The 15257-nt window shown below is 48.6% G+C and carries 17 protein-coding genes; 8 read left to right on the top strand and 9 right to left on the bottom strand.

Annotated features, from left to right (window positions below; all coding sequences use genetic code 11):
• Positions 1-213: 213 nt before the first annotated feature.
• Complete coding sequence (locus DXY31_RS17805; RefSeq protein WP_170953469.1) at positions 214-465, bottom strand: DUF4278 domain-containing protein; 252 nt, start codon at positions 463-465, stop codon at positions 214-216.
• Between the two features lie 233 nt (positions 466-698).
• On the opposite strand from DXY31_RS17805, the gene DXY31_RS01070 reads away from it, so the two are divergent.
• The 4 genes from DXY31_RS01070 to DXY31_RS01055 all read left to right on the top strand — a co-directional run bounded on the left by DXY31_RS01070 (position 699) and on the right by DXY31_RS01055 (position 4255).
• Positions 699-1202: a hypothetical protein gene (locus DXY31_RS01070; protein ID WP_206749774.1), complete on the top strand. Its 504-nt coding sequence runs from the start codon at positions 699-701 to the stop codon at positions 1200-1202.
• Positions 1203-1449: 247 nt separating this feature from the next.
• Entirely contained in the window at positions 1450-2655 is a 1206-nt protein-coding gene (gene fmdA, locus DXY31_RS01065; protein ID WP_114990832.1) for a formamidase, read from the top strand.
• A gap of 47 nt (positions 2656-2702) precedes the next feature.
• Positions 2703-2981 (top strand): FmdB family zinc ribbon protein, encoded by a 279-nt coding sequence (locus DXY31_RS01060; RefSeq protein WP_114990828.1) that lies wholly within the window; start codon positions 2703-2705, stop codon positions 2979-2981.
• Positions 2982-3181: 200 nt separating this feature from the next.
• Complete coding sequence (locus DXY31_RS01055; RefSeq protein ID WP_114990825.1) at positions 3182-4255, top strand: formamidase; 1074 nt, start codon at positions 3182-3184, stop codon at positions 4253-4255.
• Between the two features lie 220 nt (positions 4256-4475).
• Here the strand turns inward: DXY31_RS01055 and urtE are convergent, their stop codons facing one another.
• The 8 genes from urtE to ureE all read right to left on the bottom strand — a co-directional run bounded on the left by urtE (position 4476) and on the right by ureE (position 11650).
• A complete protein-coding gene (gene urtE / locus DXY31_RS01050; protein ID WP_114990820.1) occupies positions 4476-5204 on the bottom strand; it encodes an urea ABC transporter ATP-binding subunit UrtE in 729 nt (242 codons plus the stop codon).
• Between the two features lie 52 nt (positions 5205-5256).
• Positions 5257-6006, bottom strand: coding sequence for an urea ABC transporter ATP-binding protein UrtD (gene urtD, locus DXY31_RS01045; RefSeq protein ID WP_114990817.1), 750 nt, complete (start codon positions 6004-6006; stop codon positions 5257-5259).
• A gap of 39 nt (positions 6007-6045) precedes the next feature.
• Positions 6046-7182: an urea ABC transporter permease subunit UrtC gene (gene urtC, locus DXY31_RS01040; protein ID WP_114990814.1), complete on the bottom strand. Its 1137-nt coding sequence runs from the start codon at positions 7180-7182 to the stop codon at positions 6046-6048.
• A 23-nt stretch (positions 7183-7205) separates the two neighbouring features.
• On the bottom strand, positions 7206-8363 hold the full coding sequence (gene urtB, locus DXY31_RS01035) for an urea ABC transporter permease subunit UrtB (RefSeq protein WP_114990810.1): 1158 nt from the start codon (positions 8361-8363) through the stop codon (positions 7206-7208).
• Positions 8364-8435: 72 nt separating this feature from the next.
• Positions 8436-9755 carry an urea ABC transporter substrate-binding protein gene (gene urtA / locus DXY31_RS01030; RefSeq protein WP_114990807.1) on the bottom strand — a complete coding sequence of 440 codons (1320 nt, stop codon included), beginning with the start codon at positions 9753-9755 and terminating at the stop codon, positions 8436-8438.
• A gap of 139 nt (positions 9756-9894) precedes the next feature.
• On the bottom strand, positions 9895-10494 hold the full coding sequence (gene ureG / locus DXY31_RS01025; RefSeq protein WP_114990804.1) for an urease accessory protein UreG: 600 nt from the start codon (positions 10492-10494) through the stop codon (positions 9895-9897).
• Complete coding sequence (locus tag DXY31_RS01020) at positions 10494-11165, bottom strand: urease accessory protein UreF (RefSeq protein ID WP_114990800.1); 672 nt, start codon at positions 11163-11165, stop codon at positions 10494-10496. Before DXY31_RS01020 ends, ureG begins: the two co-directional genes overlap by 1 nt.
• Positions 11162-11650: an urease accessory protein UreE gene (gene ureE / locus DXY31_RS01015; RefSeq protein WP_114991105.1), complete on the bottom strand. Its 489-nt coding sequence runs from the start codon at positions 11648-11650 to the stop codon at positions 11162-11164. The genes DXY31_RS01020 and ureE overlap by 4 nt, the downstream gene beginning before the upstream one ends.
• A 99-nt stretch (positions 11651-11749) precedes the next feature.
• Between ureE and DXY31_RS01010 the strand changes: the two genes are divergently transcribed.
• The 4 genes from DXY31_RS01010 to ureC are packed head-to-tail and all read left to right on the top strand — an operon-like array spanning position 11750 to position 15074.
• Positions 11750-12709, top strand: a complete 960-nt coding sequence (locus tag DXY31_RS01010; RefSeq protein ID WP_114991102.1) for an urease accessory protein UreD — start codon at positions 11750-11752, stop codon at positions 12707-12709.
• An 18-nt stretch (positions 12710-12727) separates the two neighbouring features.
• Complete coding sequence (locus tag DXY31_RS01005; protein WP_066908813.1) at positions 12728-13030, top strand: urease subunit gamma; 303 nt, start codon at positions 12728-12730, stop codon at positions 13028-13030.
• A 10-nt stretch (positions 13031-13040) separates the two neighbouring features.
• Complete coding sequence (locus DXY31_RS01000) at positions 13041-13361, top strand: urease subunit beta (protein ID WP_114990797.1); 321 nt, start codon at positions 13041-13043, stop codon at positions 13359-13361.
• A gap of 3 nt (positions 13362-13364) precedes the next feature.
• The gene (gene ureC / locus DXY31_RS00995; protein ID WP_114990794.1) at positions 13365-15074 is read left to right on the top strand and encodes an urease subunit alpha; all 1710 of its coding nucleotides are present in this window, start codon (positions 13365-13367) and stop codon (positions 15072-15074) included.
• Positions 15075-15257 lie beyond the last annotated feature (183 nt).

The raw sequence follows: 15257 nt of genomic DNA, 5'->3' as shown, positions 1-15257 counted from the left end.
CAAACTCTAGTAGAATCAAATTAAATCCCAACAGAAGATCCTTCCAAGGCCCATCTAAATAGCTGCTGACTCAAAACAAATCTTCCATCTGCAGGAAACAATCATAATTAGACCTGCCTATGCAAAGTTCGGGCGGCCTTATTAACTGTTTTGAAATCTGCAACATCCCATAAGTTTAGAACTCAAGAAAATGAGCTCTTGTTAACGGTGTTATTAACACTTTGAGTAGGAAATACCTCGATACACGAGGTGCTTAGTTGCGCATGACTCCAAAGGAACCCCAATCAGTTTGGCCGTCTGCTTTGAGCGGATGAAGCCGTCGGGCACACACAGGTCACCCGCGAGGGATGCCTCGAGCTGGCGTACTCGATAGGTTGCTCTCCGGTAAGTGAGGGTTTGACAAGGCTTATCAACCGGAAGGGAACGCGGCTCATAGCGAACGCCACGAAACGTAAGTGTTGTCATTGAAGAAATCCGAAGCATCTCAGGTCCCCGTTCCATGGCCTGAAGTGAATGCGCCTTTTCGCGTTAAACAAAAAGGTGAACGAATCATGTAGCTAAGACTACAATTCAAAAGTGCTCAAAAGATCTATAAAAGTAAAGCCCTTTGACCAAATTGAGACAATTCTTAGCATCTGGCCCTCTAAACAATTCCTCTGCAATCAGATCCAAACTGCATGAACAAAAAAAATCAACTGATGAGCTGCATCATCATCATGGCAACATTGGGCCTTGCCAGTGGGTGCGATTCGAGTCCAAAAAAAATCGATGATCAATCTCAAGTCGATGAAGTTCCAGCGAAAAGTGCCAAAGTCGGCGAGGTTCTTGTCGCGACCGATGATGCTCAAGTAGTACTAACAGCACCATTTCGAGCTGGCCAACCAAACGGCCTCTATGACGGAGGAGTAAAAATTGAAACTCCTTCAGCAGGGACCACACATTACGAGATTAACGCGATCTGCAGCATGCCTGGCCTGGAAGGCTGGCCTGATTATGACAACATTTATGGAAAGACAATTAGTAATCCAAGTGATGCAGGCCAGGAAGGAGGAAATACAGAGTGGCAACTATTATTAAAGTTTAACGGCGAAGACATATCGAAAGGCAAAGAGAAACCACCCGCATGGGCAAAGAGATTGGCACAAAATCTATGCAGAAAGGGTGACTTCAACGATCAGAACATTGAAGCCAAGAATTCATAACCCAAACCAGCCAATCCTATTAAGCCAAGGCAACAGAAGTAAATGATTCCAGAAAAAATCACAACAGCGCTGCCCGAACCGCACAAACGAAAATGATTATCATTCCTATATTCATACATAGCACAAAACGGCAAATATTGCAGCCGGCATAGATACCATAAAGTCATTGATAACTAGTAAATAATGTAGCTCTTTTGACAGTTTATGTAGATGGCCTGAGCTATTTATTAAATATTGAAAATTCATTATGCCTAAAACATTATTCGAGGTTGATCTCACAAAATCAATGGACCAGCAGGAAATGCCTGGGCATAATCGCTGGCATCCAGACATTCCGGCAATTGCATCGGTGAACCCGGGAGAAACCTTCAGAATCGAGTGTAAAGATTGGACTGACGGGCAAATTAAAGATAATGACGACCCACAGGACATAGCGGATGTCAACCTAGAAGTTGTTCACGTTCTTAGTGGACCAATATGGGTCAATGGAGCACAACCTGGAGACATTTTGGTTGTTGACATTCTTGAAGTTGGAGCACTTCAAGGAGACGAGTGGGGATTTACTGGAATTTTTGCAAAGGAAAATGGTGGAGGATTCCTTACCGATCATTATCCAAAAGCAGCAAAAGCGATTTGGGACCTTCAAGGTGTCTATACAAGCTCACGTCATATACCCGGAGTTCGATTTGCTGGGATTACTCACCCTGGCCTGATTGGTTGCGCTCCATCCCACGAACTTTTAAAAGAATGGAATCGCAGAGAAACAGAATTAGTGAATACAGCTCCTGATCGAAGAACCTACGGTGCGGGATTATCTGGAAGCGAACCGGTCTTAGCAGCTTTACCAAACCCAAACAGCGCGATCCTGGGAACTGTCGGTGCTGAGGAATTCGATCGAATCGCCAATGAGGCAGCGAGGACCGTGCCGCCACGGGAGCACGGCGGTAATTGCGATATCAAAAATCTGACCAAAGGGACACGTATCTATTTTCCCGTTTATGTTGAGGGAGCCAAGCTATCAATGGGTGACATCCATTTCTCACAAGGAGATGGTGAAATTTCGTTTTGCGGAGCAATTGAGATGTCGGGTTATCTTGATCTTCACGTAGACATCATCAAAGGAGGTGTCGCCAAATACGGAATGATCAACCCTATGTTCAAAACCAGCCCTGTAGAACCTCATTACAGTGATTATCTCGTTTTTGAGGGAATTTCTGTAGACGAGTTTGAAGGTAAGCAACACTACATGGATGTTCATATCGCTTATCGTCGAGCATGTCTGAATACAATTGAATACCTGAAGAAATTTGGATACACGGGCGAACAAGCATATCTTTTATTGAGTTGTGCGCCAGTTGAAGGGAGAATAAGCGGCATCGTAGATATTCCTAATGCATGTTGCACATTGGCATTGCCAACGGCCATATTTGACAAAGACATACTTCCCTGCTAGCAATAAAAAATCTTATCTTAATAAAAGCACTTAATCAGATTGACTCAATGCCTATTTATGAATTTCTCTGCGAAGAGAACAACTGCGGCCAGTATGAAATATGGGCAACAATTCAAGATCGATCAAAAAATACTCTTTGCCCCAAATGCGGAGGAGCAGGGCAGCGTGTCTATTCACCACCTCTAACTTTAACGGGAACACTCCGACTCAAAACAAGCACAAAAGAGCCTAAACTTGTTCGAGGTGAAGATTTAATAGATAATAGAGTTAAGCCTAGGCTTAAACAAAGTGATTCAAGACCATGGATGCTTAACAGGGGATGCTGACTTCTAAGGCAAAACTGATTTCAGCATTTTTATTTATTTTTACTTCAAAAAAGAAATTGGAGGGGATGCAAAAACAAAAAAATTTCTATCAATTGATACAAAAATCTTCCAGTCCGTTCACAAGTATTCAATAATGTTGCATTGGCTACTTATACCCTTTTGAGCAAGTGGCATGGTGAAAATGGTTATCATATCCATTCATGGCAAGTACAGGAAGCGTCAGCTCATGGGATGAAGCATTGCTCACAGCAATGGTTCAATATCCTGTCCCTGTTATTACAGGACCGGAGGATATTCAGACCCAAGTCGATAAAATCTGCAAGTGCTTAGCGAATACGAAGGCTGGCTATCCGGGCTTAGACCTCATTGTGTTTCCCGAATACTCAACTCAAGGGCTAAACACTAAAATCTGGACCTACGACGAGATGCTGCTGCGGATCGATTCACCAGAAATCGATCGATTCCGCCAAGCATGCAAAGAAAACGACGTGTGGGGTGTGTTCTCCCTCATGGAGCAGAACGACGATCCGAGTCTCCCACCATTCAATACTGCAATCATCATCAACTCAGATGGAGAAATTGCACTTCACTACAGGAAGTTGCAGCCTTGGGTACCCATTGAACCTTGGTCTCCAGGCAACTATGGAATGCCAGTCTGTGAAGGTCCAAAGGGATCAAAGCTAGCGGTTTGTATTTGCCATGATGGAATGTTCCCAGAGTTAGCTCGAGAAGCAGCCTACAAGGGAGCCAATGTTTACATCAGAATCTCTGGGTACTCAACGCAAGTCAATGATCAATGGATTTTGACGAATCAAACCAATGCCTGGCAGAATTTGATGTATACAATTTCTGTTAACCTTGCAGGCTATGATAACGTTTTCTACTATTTTGGAGAAGGAACTGTCTGCAATTACGACGGCAATGTAATCCAACAAGGCCACCGAAATCCATGGGAGATCGTTACCGCAGAATTGTTCCCGCGTCTTGTTGACAAAGCAAGGGAGAACTGGGCGCTTGAAAACAACATTTTCAACCTTGGGTGCAGAGCTTATGTTGGCAAGCCAGGGGGAGAAAAAGAAAACTATCTCACATGGGTCAAAGATCTAGCAAACGGTGAATACAAACTACCCTGGGACGATAAAGTCAAGATTAGAGACGGTTGGAAGTATTATCCAGAAGGAGTCCAACTAGGTCCGTTGCCTGCATCAGGCAATGGACACAGCACCGAAACACCTTCAATCTCAGAAAAAGTGCCTGCAATGGCACAGACATAACAAAATCATTAGCTCATTAACAGAAAAATTTAGACCTCAGGTATTCACCTGAGGTCTTTTTTTGCACAGAGACAGTTGAATCAAACCAACTAGGAAACTAAAGGCCCAATTGCATGACAAGACATAGGGCTAAGATATTTGACTATGCCTGCATTGAGTAGAAAGGCAATCAATAACTGAAACGTGGATGATAGTTTTGCTCCTATTAAATTAAGACTGTTCAGACTGTCAAGAACTCCTGAATAACATCATCGGACAATGCTCCAGTAGGACCACTTGAAACGATTCCTCCACGTTGCATCGCATAATAGTAACTAGACTTTTTAACAAAATGAAGATGTTGTTCAACTAGAAGAACACTGATCCCTGTTTCACGTACAATTCGCTGCACAGCATTCTCAATATCAAGGATAATAGAAGGTTGAATTCCCTCAGTGGGTTCATCCAAAAGCAAAAGCTTGGGCTTTCCAAGCAAGGCGCGAGCAATAGCAAGTTGTTGCTGTTGACCGCCACTAAGGTCGCCGCCTCGCCGATTAAGAAATTGCTCGAGAATGGGAAAAAGCTCAAAAACAATTGGATCAATATGACGATTTTTAGCGAGGCCTCCCGGTAGTGACTCCATACCTAGAAGTAGATTTTCCTTGACTGTAATGCGTGGAATGATGTCACGACCCTGTGATACATAGCCAATACCCTTATTGGCACGTTGATAAGGTGCCTGAGCTTGCAGTAAGGTTCCATCGTACTCAATCGTGCCACTTTCTTGATTTAGAAGGCCAATGATTGACTTCAGGAAAGTGGTTTTTCCAACTCCATTCCTGCCAATCAAGCATATCATTTGACCTTCAGGAATGTGCAAGTCAACATTTCGAAGAATATGACTTTCCCCATAATAAACATTCAAACCTGAGACCTGGAGAATTGTCTTAGTGGTTGTAGAAGAAGTCATGGCAAATTAACACAAACAAGAAAAATGGACAGCATTATTTAAAGATAGAGAGTCAATCATCATCAGACTGACCTAGATAAACCTCAATCACTCTAGGGTCCTGTTTAACATCATCGATCATGCCCTGAGTCAGCAGCTTACCTTGGTGGAGAACAGTAACCGGTGCTCCTAGGTCGCGAATGAACTCCATGTCGTGCTCAATCACAACAACCGTATGATCACCGGCGAGTGATTTGATGAGTTCAGCGGTTCTTGCGGTTTCTTCGTCAGTCAGACCTGCGACAGGTTCATCCAATAGAATCACATCCGGAGCTTGTGCAACCAACATGGAGATGGCAAGCCATTGCTTCTGACCGTGAGAAAGGGAACCCGCATCAACTTTTGCATATGGTGCAAGACCCACATAATCCATGATTCGATGTACCTCATCTTTGACAGTTGAGGTAAGAGATTCAAACATTAATTTGAAAGGAGACTTGTTTGGAGAAGCAGCAAATTCAAGGTTACGAATAACAGACAAATTTTCAAAGACGCGCGGTGTTTGAAACTTACGGCCAACACCGAGACGAGAAATTTTCTGCTCAGACAGCCCAAGAATGCTTTGCCCACGCAATGATACAGAGCCTTTTGTAGGCCTGACTTTGCCAGTAATGACGTCGAGAAAAGTAGTTTTCCCTGCACCATTAGGCCCAATAATCGATCGAAGCTCTCCAGGGTGAAGTGATAGAGAGAGATCGGTCAATGCAAAGAAGCCATCGAAATCGACGCTTACATCATCTAGCTCAAGAATTGGTGTTGGCATAGAAGGAAGGGATAATGGATGGAAATCAAATGGATCTTGCTATTTTTGAATAATTGTTTTCGGCTCCAGATTAATCTGCTCATCAACATCGATGCGCGGGTATGTTTTAGATTTTTTAGTAATTCCAAATGCCGCAAGCATAGTGGTTAAACCTCCTTTTGTTATCCATCCATAAATTCCGTCTGGCATAAGGACTACCACAAAAATGAAGAGACCTCCTTGAACAAAAAGCCAGGCTTCTGGTAGTGCTTCACTGACCAAACTTCGAAGATAATTAACCAAAACGGCTCCTATAATAGGCCCGACTAATGTGCCCCTTCCACCAACTGCAACCCAGATAACCATCTCGATAGACATCGAAATAGCCATGTATTGTGGCGAAACAATTCCCGACTGTACTGTGTACAAAGCTCCAGAAACTCCAGCGAGTCCTCCAGCAACTAGGAAAACAATGACTTTAAATGGAACTGGATTAAATCCTGTAAAACGGACCCGAGCTTCATCATCTCTAATCCCAATTAATGCATCTCCGAAACGACCACTAGTCAGAAATTTGCACAAAAGATATGCAAGTGGGAGCAATATGAGTGTGATTCGATAAAACACTAATTGAGCACTATCGGAACCAACAATCATGCCAAAGAGTTCGGTCGTGGATGTTTTTAGACCATTTGTTCCGTTTACAAGCTTTTGTTGTCCATTAAAGAAATGGTAAAAAACCATCAATGAAGCTTGTGTGATAATTGAGAAATAAACTCCTTTAATCCTGTTCCTAAAAATCAGATATCCAACAAGGCCAGACACAACAGCAGGTATGACCCATATAGCGATTAAAGTGACTGGAAATGACCAAAATGGCTCCCAAAAGAAGGGCAAATTGTCAACACCATAGTTTTCAAAAAACTTAGGCAATCCATTTGCTCCGGTTGTGAAATCATTATTCGTGACAAGCAGCAAATGCATCGCTATAGCATAACCTCCTAAGGCAAAGAAGATACCTTGTCCCAAACTTAATAGGCCTGTATATCCCCAAATAAGATCAATACCAAGAGCAACAATTGCCAAAGAGAAATAGCGACCAAAGAGATTCAATCGAAATTGGGAAAGAATCGCTGGCAGCACAAAGAATGCGAAGGCCAGAAGAATCCAAGGGATGAGTTGGCGGAAAAGTTTCATGAGTAATACAGGGAATTAGTTAATCAGGCCTCAACAGAACGTCCCTTCTGGGGGAACATGCCTGTTGGCTTGAACTGCAAGAAAGCGATAATGAAAATAAATATCAGGACATATGACATGCTTGTCGTTGCGAAAAATTCAACGACTGCTGCTGCTGCAGTAGGCATTTCTGGAAAAGCAATCAATAAAGATCCAGATCCAATGATGGATTGAATGATTCCCAGCATCAAAGACGCGATAACAGTTCCGACAAGGTTTCCAACACCTCCCAGAACAATAACCATGAAGCAGGAAACGATATATGCTGCGCCCAGATTGGGACCAACGGATCCAAGAAGGGTGATGGCTGCCCCAGCAACACCAGCCAAACCAGAGCCAATTCCAAAGGTGATGCTGTCAACACTATCGGTTGGTATACCAAGACAATTGCTCATCTGACGATTCTGTGTCACTGCTCTAATCCGCAGTCCCCACACACTTTTAGTGAGGAACCATGCAACAAGAGCTAGCAATAAGGCTGACAAAACAATGATAAAAATTCGAATACCTGGAAGCTCAATTCCAGCGATTGATCCCCAACTACCCTGTAGCCATTTCGGAGCAGTAACATCAATATTTCTGGGGCCAAACCATGGCTTTGCTAATATCTTAGACTCTGACATAGCGGAAATTGCTATGAATCCCACAATCGCAGAGACAATCCAAATCAAGCCTGATAAATATGGATAAAATGATGCTTTGCGAATTTTTGTAGGTGTAAATTTCTTAGCTGCAAAGCCAATAATAAGTGCAATTGCAATGCCTATCGCCATACTAGTGGAGACACTTCTGATGAATTGAATCAAAACAAGGCTGACGCCCCATGTTGCCAACAATGTTTCTAGAGGTCGTCCATATAACTGCCTAATTAATGTTCTCTCCAAGAGGACACCAACCAACGCAGTGACGATGAAAGCTACGAACAAAGCGACAATATAATAAAGTTGAAAAATGCCATCTCCTAATGGCTTAAACAAATTCTGAATCACGAAAGTCACATAGGCGCCGACCATCATCAACTCGCCGTGCGCCAAATTAATGACGCCCATCAATCCGAACACGATTGCCAAGCCAGTTGCAGCAAGCAAGAGCACAGCTCCAATGCTGATCCCATCTAAAAGCTGAGAGAAAATTAATTCCATGAGTTCATATAAAAAAAAAGATGGACCTCAATCAATTGTGGCCCATCCAATGAATCATTTCAGACGCAATAGTTACATCTTGAATTTACCCGCATCAGGCCGATCTTGAGTCCAGTCGCACTTGTAACCCTTTGTCTCTGGGACGTATTGGTTCCAGGTGATTGGAGCCACTGGTTTCTTACTATCCCAAAGGATCTTGAATTGACCATCATCCTGAGCTTCACCAATTCTCACTGTTTGTGAGATATGGTGATTCGGATACATCTCGATAGGGCCTTGCGGCGCATCGAGTTTGATGCCAATTAGAGCATTTCTAACCGCATCAAGATCGTCATAGGTTCCTGCTTTCTCAACTGCAGCTTTCCATAGATAGACCATGTTGTATGCAGACTCCATCGGATCATTAGTAACCCGGTCATCCCCATACATAGCCAGGAAGGCATCGTTGAAATTATTTGCCGCTTCAGTGCCTAAAGACATGAAGAAATTCCATGCAGCGTAAGTACCACCGACATACTCAGGACCAATCTGACGAATTTCTTCCTCAGCAATTGAGAAAGACATAATGGGGTACTTGTCAGGAGTGATTCCTGCAGCTTTAAATTGCTTGAATAAAGCAACGTTGGAGTCACCATTCAAAGTGTTAATGATGATTCCGCCATCAGGAAATTCCTTTTTAATCTTGGCAATAATAGGTGCAACCTCAGTGTTGCCAAGCGGAATATAGTCCTCACCAACAGTTTCACCGCCCAGGCTCTTGACCTGTTCTTTGATAATGGTGTTGGCAGTTCTTGGATAAACGTAGTCGGAACCAACTAAATAAACTTTTTTACCGTATTTATCTGCAAAAGTCTCAAAGAGCCAATCAACGGCGGGCTCAGCTTGTTGGTTGGGTACAGCGCCCGTGTAAAAAATATTTTTGGAACATTCCTGGCCTTCATACTGGATTGGGTAGAAGAGGAAATGATCTTTAGCCTCATAAACCGGAAGCATTGCTTTACGGCTTGCTGATGTCCATCCACCAAAGACAACAGCTACTCCATCTGCATCAATAAGCTTCTGCGATTTCTCCGCAAAAGTTGGCCAATCGGAAGCGCCGTCTTCGGAGGTGTAAACGATTTTGTAGCTTTTGCCGTCGATGTTGACACCTCCGGCCTGGTTAATTTCCTTGATGGCCATCTGCTCAGTCTCTTTGAGAGTGGTTTCAGAGATGGCCATGGTCCCACTCAATGAGTGAAGGATCCCAACTTTGATTTCACCGTCAAAATCGCCGGCAGTGTCACCGCCACCGCCACCGCCGCCGCCGCCGCCGCCGCCGCAAGCAGTAACTGAAACACCAAGGGCAGTGGCAGCAAAGCCGGCAATAATGCGCTTAGAAAGCGAGAGTGTCATTGCACATCGTGAGTTGATAGGGAGCCGAACATGTCAGCACTACAACCATGGATGCTTGCAAAACTAGAAATTGTGCTCACCGCTACGAAATCTTTTTTAGGGCTCAGCGAAAAGCGATCAAGTAACCATTAAGACATTATCAAGGTAGTTGTTGCAACAAAAACTTCTCGATTGCGCTTACACCCTCACCTGAACGCAGATTGGTAAAGCACCATGGCCGATCACCACGCATTGATGTTGTGTCGCGCGCCATCACTTCAAGGCTGGCGCCCACGAACGGAGCAAGATCCGTCTTGTTGATGGCTAAAAAATCGGATCTTGTAATTCCGGGCCCTCCTTTGCGAGGAATCTTGTCGCCAGCGGCAACATCAATCACATAAATGCATAGGTCAACCAACTCAGGACTGAAGCTGGCAGCAAGATTGTCACCACCACTTTCAACAAAAACCAGATCAAGACCGGAGAACTGGCTTTCTAACTCCTTCACAGCCGCCCGATTGATCGAACAATCTTCACGGATGGCTGTATGGGGGCAACCCCCAGTTTCAACTCCACGAATACGCTCTGGCTGTAAAGCTCCAACCCGGGTCAAAAACTGTGCATCTTCCTGCGTGAAGATGTCGTTGGTAACCACAGCCAACTCGAGCTGATCTCGCATCCGAAGACAAAGAGCTTCAACCAACGCGGTCTTGCCTGAACCAACCGGTCCAGCGATGCCAACGCGCAACTTGCTAGACATCAATTTCGAAACAAGCGGGAATACAACTCAGCATGGGCCAGCTGAGCCATCGAGGCGCCAACACCACCGGACCACAAATCATGGGGGTGAAGACCAGACAGCTGTTCCGCCAAATCCACGATCTGGGGAGACAGGCGTTGCTGCAGCACCTGAGCTCGCGTAGGCCCCAAAGGCACTAAACGGACAGCCGCACTGAGTTGATTAGCGACCCAACCGTAGAGATAGCCCTCAACCATCTCTCGCTCAGGAACCTGTAGGGCAACAGATGCCCAAGCCCATGCAGCAGGCCAAGCAAGAGAGTGCTCTTCAGAAAGACAGTGGCCCATGTCTTTAAGGAGCTGCAGCAGTGAACTACCCATCTGACGCTGTTGGGTGCGCACAGCTTCAGCTTCGCGCATAGCCAACAGCCAGCCATCCAGGTTGATCACCCGTTCCCGCGCACTGGCATCAGCACTGTGATGCCATCGCCTGAGATCAACAGCCAAGTCGGGAAGTGCTGCAGCTTCGAAGCGCAAGGCACCCCGCTGAAGCTCTGCTGCCAGCCACTGCTCAATCCCATGCTCATCCTGGAGTGCACCGGACTGGATCAACATCTCAAGTCCCTCGGAATAACTGAATGCGCCCACGGGCAGCGCCGGACTGACCATCTGAAGCAAGGCGAGCGATGTCATGCAGAAGCGTGAGCATGAGGATGCGAATGAATAGCGCCGTAAGCGCCAGCATCAGGAACAAAAGGCCGTTCACAGGCAGTCAACTGAAGTCCGCGACTCTTCAACATGACGGCCAGCACCGCATCCTCAAGCAGCAGAAGCTCCTGTTCATGAACCTCAAGCGGCACGTGACGGTTTCCAAGGTGATAGGCAGCCTGCAACAGCTCAAGAGGCGAAGCTGCCTGAACTCGTAACAACCGTTCTGGCGCTGCGATCACTTCCACCTGCAAGTGACGTAATCCATCCAGCAGCAGATCACCCGGCTGAAGGGCGCCATCACGAGGCAACTGCAGCAACAGTGCCCTGCCGCAGCGCGTGCGACGGCTCCCACGCAAAACCTTGCGTTCGTCTGCAGTGAGCAGCAGTTGCAAACGACCGACAGCCTCGGCGTTGGTCCATCCCCCGGCCACTTGGCGGTGCTCCAGCACAATGACACGTTCAACCACCACCTTTCCCTGTCCAGCGCTGAGCCTGCCTAGGACCCAAGACTTCTTTTCGTGTGCATTGATACAGAGTGATCATTGGGAGCCATCGAGCTTGGTGTGATGCAACGCCTCGATCCCTGGCAGGGACACTGCCGGCTGCAGTTTGTTCAGCAAGGTGAGAGCACCATTCACCAGGGCGGCTGCAATGCCCCCTTCAAACTGCTGCGGGCTGAAAACGGTGAGAACGGCCGCTGTGAGATCCCGCTTCTGCACACAGCTGGCGGATTGGTCGGCGGGGACCAGCTCAACATCAGCCTTGATCTCGAGGCCAACAGCCGCAGCCTGATCACCAGCGTCGCAGCTCAAAAGGTGTACGGCTCCATCGGTCGCAGCCGCCTGAATCCGCAGGGCTCCTGGGCTCGACAACACGTGAATTGCCAACTCTCCAACAACAGCGATTTGGAATGGCTGCCCCAGGAACTCGTGGTCTACGCCAACGCCCTCTATGAACAGCAACTCAGTGTGCGTCTTCCGGAGGATGCCTCGTTCCTGGGAGCCGAGATTGTTCGCCTGGGCCGAACGGCCTCTGGCGAAACACTGCAGCGAGGCCGCTGGCGGTCGTCTTTGAGTATCCAAAGGCTGAGCGCAAACAAATCCGAGCCGCAGTGCTGGGAACTGGTCGACAGGCTCGAACTGGGGGACTCAAGCCTCCATGATCTACACGGCCTACATCACCAACCGGTCTTCGGAACACTGGTATGGGCCGCACCAATGCCGCTACAAACCCCCATCCTCAATGAATTGGTCGATGCTGCGCGTGGCGATCGCGAAGGGCTTGAAGGAACGATGCGATGCGGAGGGCTCCAGCAGGGATTCGTCGCCCGCTACGCAGGTCCTTCGAGCAGAGACGCCCGTTTCTGGTTCAGCCGCATCTGGCGACGGACCCGTCTGTTGAGAAACCTGAACGAGCCAAACATTCCACGGGTTTGGCCTTTGCAGGAAAAGCCTTTGCAGGAACAGCCTTTGCAACGATCACTGTTCACAGCGAACCGTGCGTTCAAGCCAACGGCGACACACTGACTTTGACCCAGGCTTCTCATGCAACTCAGTCCCCAGGAAAAAGACAAACTCCTGATCGTGACCGCAGCACTGCTGGCCGAACGACGCCTCAAGCGCGGCCTTCATCTCAATCATCCTGAAGCCGTGGCCTGGCTCAGTTTCTTGATCCTCGAGGGTGCCCGTGACGGTAAAAGTGTTGCCGATCTGATGCAGGAAGGCACCACATGGTTGCGCCGTGATCAAGTGATGGAAGGAGTCTCCGAACTGGTGCAGGAGGTGCAAATCGAGGCTGTATTCCCCGATGGCACCAAGCTCGTCACACTTCATGACCCGATCCGCTGAACACTGACCAATGACCCCCTTGATTCCTGGCGAACTTCTCTGCGAACACGGCGAGATCGAACTCAACGCAGGCCGACCCACCACCACAATCAGCGTTGCCAATAGCGGTGATCGTCCTGTGCAGGTGGGCTCTCATTTCCACTTTGCGGAAGCCAATGCAGCCCTCCAGTTCGACCGAGAGGCCGCTCGCGGTCAGCGGCTCGACATCCCTGCAGGAACGGCGATCCGGTTTGAACCGGGAGATAGTCGCGACGTCAACCTGATTCCGTTCGCCGGTGCCCGTCGGGTCATCGGTTTCAACGGCTGCATCAACGGACCCCTCGACGCCTGATCCATGGCCTACCGCATTTCCCGACAGGCTTACGCCGAGACCTACGGCCCCACAACGGGCGACCGCGTACGTCTTGCTGACACGGATCTGATCCTGGAGGTGGAACAAGACTGCACCGTCTACGGCGATGAAGTGAAGTTCGGCGGCGGCAAGGTAATTCGTGACGGCATGGGCCAGTCGCAAACAGCACGGGCCGAAGGAGCCGTTGACACGGTGATCACCAATGCACTGATCCTCGACTGGTGGGGAATCATCAAAGCCGATGTAGGCCTCAAAGACGGCCGCATCGTTGGTATCGGCAAAGCCGGTAACCCCGACACACAGCAAGGCGTCACCATCGTTGTAGGCCCAGGCACCGAAGCGATTGCGGGCGAGGGCCACATCCTCACAGCAGGTGGAATCGATACCCATATCCACTTCATCTGCCCCCAGCAAATTGAAACGGCGCTGGCCAGCGGCGTGACCACCCTGATGGGCGGCGGAACAGGACCGGCCACCGGCACCAACGCCACCACATGCACCCCCGGAGCCTTCCACATCGGCAGGATGCTTCAGGCAGCCGAAGGACTTCCCGTGAACTTGGGATTCTTCGGCAAAGGCAATGCCAGCACACCCGAGGCCCTTGAAGAGCAGGTGCGCGCGGGAGCCTGCGGCCTCAAGCTGCATGAAGACTGGGGCACGACACCAGCATCGATCGACGCCTGCCTTTCAGTAGCCGACCGCATGGATGTGCAGGTGTGCATCCACACCGACACGCTCAACGAAGCTGGTTTCGTTGAAGATACGATTGCCGCCATCAAGGGTCGAACGATTCATACCTTCCATACCGAGGGCGCCGGTGGCGGCCATGCACCGGACATCATCAAGATTTGCGGCGAAGCCAATGTGTTGCCGAGCAGCACCAACCCCACCAGGCCCTACACCACCAACACGCTCGAGGAGCATCTCGACATGCTGATGGTCTGCCACCACCTAGACCCGAAGATTCCCGAAGACGTGGCCTTTGCCGAATCGCGCATCCGCCGAGAGACAATTGCGGCCGAAGACATCCTTCACGACCTCGGAGCCTTCTCAATTATTGCCAGTGACTCCCAGGCGATGGGTCGTGTCGGGGAAGTGATCACACGAACCTTCCAGACGGCGCACAAAATGAAGGTTCAACGCGGCCCGCTGCCTGAAGACTCCAGTCGCAATGACAACCATCGACTGAAGCGCTACATCGCCAAGGTGACCATCAATCCTGCACTCGCCCATGGCATCAGCAAAGAAGTGGGATCCATCGAAACCGGCAAGCTCGCTGATCTGGTGCTTTGGAAGCCTGGCTTCTTTGGCATCCGCCCTGAGCTGGTGATCAAGGGCGGCTCGATTGTGTGGGCTCAGATGGGTGACGCCAACGCTTCGATTCCCACCCCGGGCCCGGTGCACGGCCGCCCAATGTTCGCTGCCTTCGGCAAAGCTCTCGCCCCCAGTTGCCTCACCTTTATGAGCGCTGCTGCGATGGATGCCGATCTCCAACAACAATTGGGGCTTGAACGAACCTGTGTAGCGGTGACGGACACACGCAGCGTGAATAAAAGCTCCCTGAAGCTCAACAGCAACCTGCCCAAGATGAGCGTCGACCCTCAGACCTATGAGGTGTTCGCCAATGGTGAACTGCTGAGCTGCGAGCCCGCCGAAGTGCTGCCACTCGCCCAGCGCTACCTCTTGTTGTGAATCACCCCTGCAGGTGATTCAACACGTTGACCACGCAACAACCAATCCCAAACGCAGCGTGTCACTGATTCACAAAAAGCGGGCAAACCAGCACCCACAAACGTGGCAATCTCCAAGCAACATTGCGGTAAACCAGGGCACCTTGCCTATGGCATGAATCGCCATAGAGCACGATCATCAATC

It is taken from the genome of Synechococcus sp. UW179A, assembly GCF_900473965.1.
Classification (GTDB): domain Bacteria; phylum Cyanobacteriota; class Cyanobacteriia; order PCC-6307; family Cyanobiaceae; genus Synechococcus_C.
The sequence above is the reverse complement of the archived record's forward strand: the minus strand, read 5'-3'. Positions and strand labels throughout refer to the sequence as shown.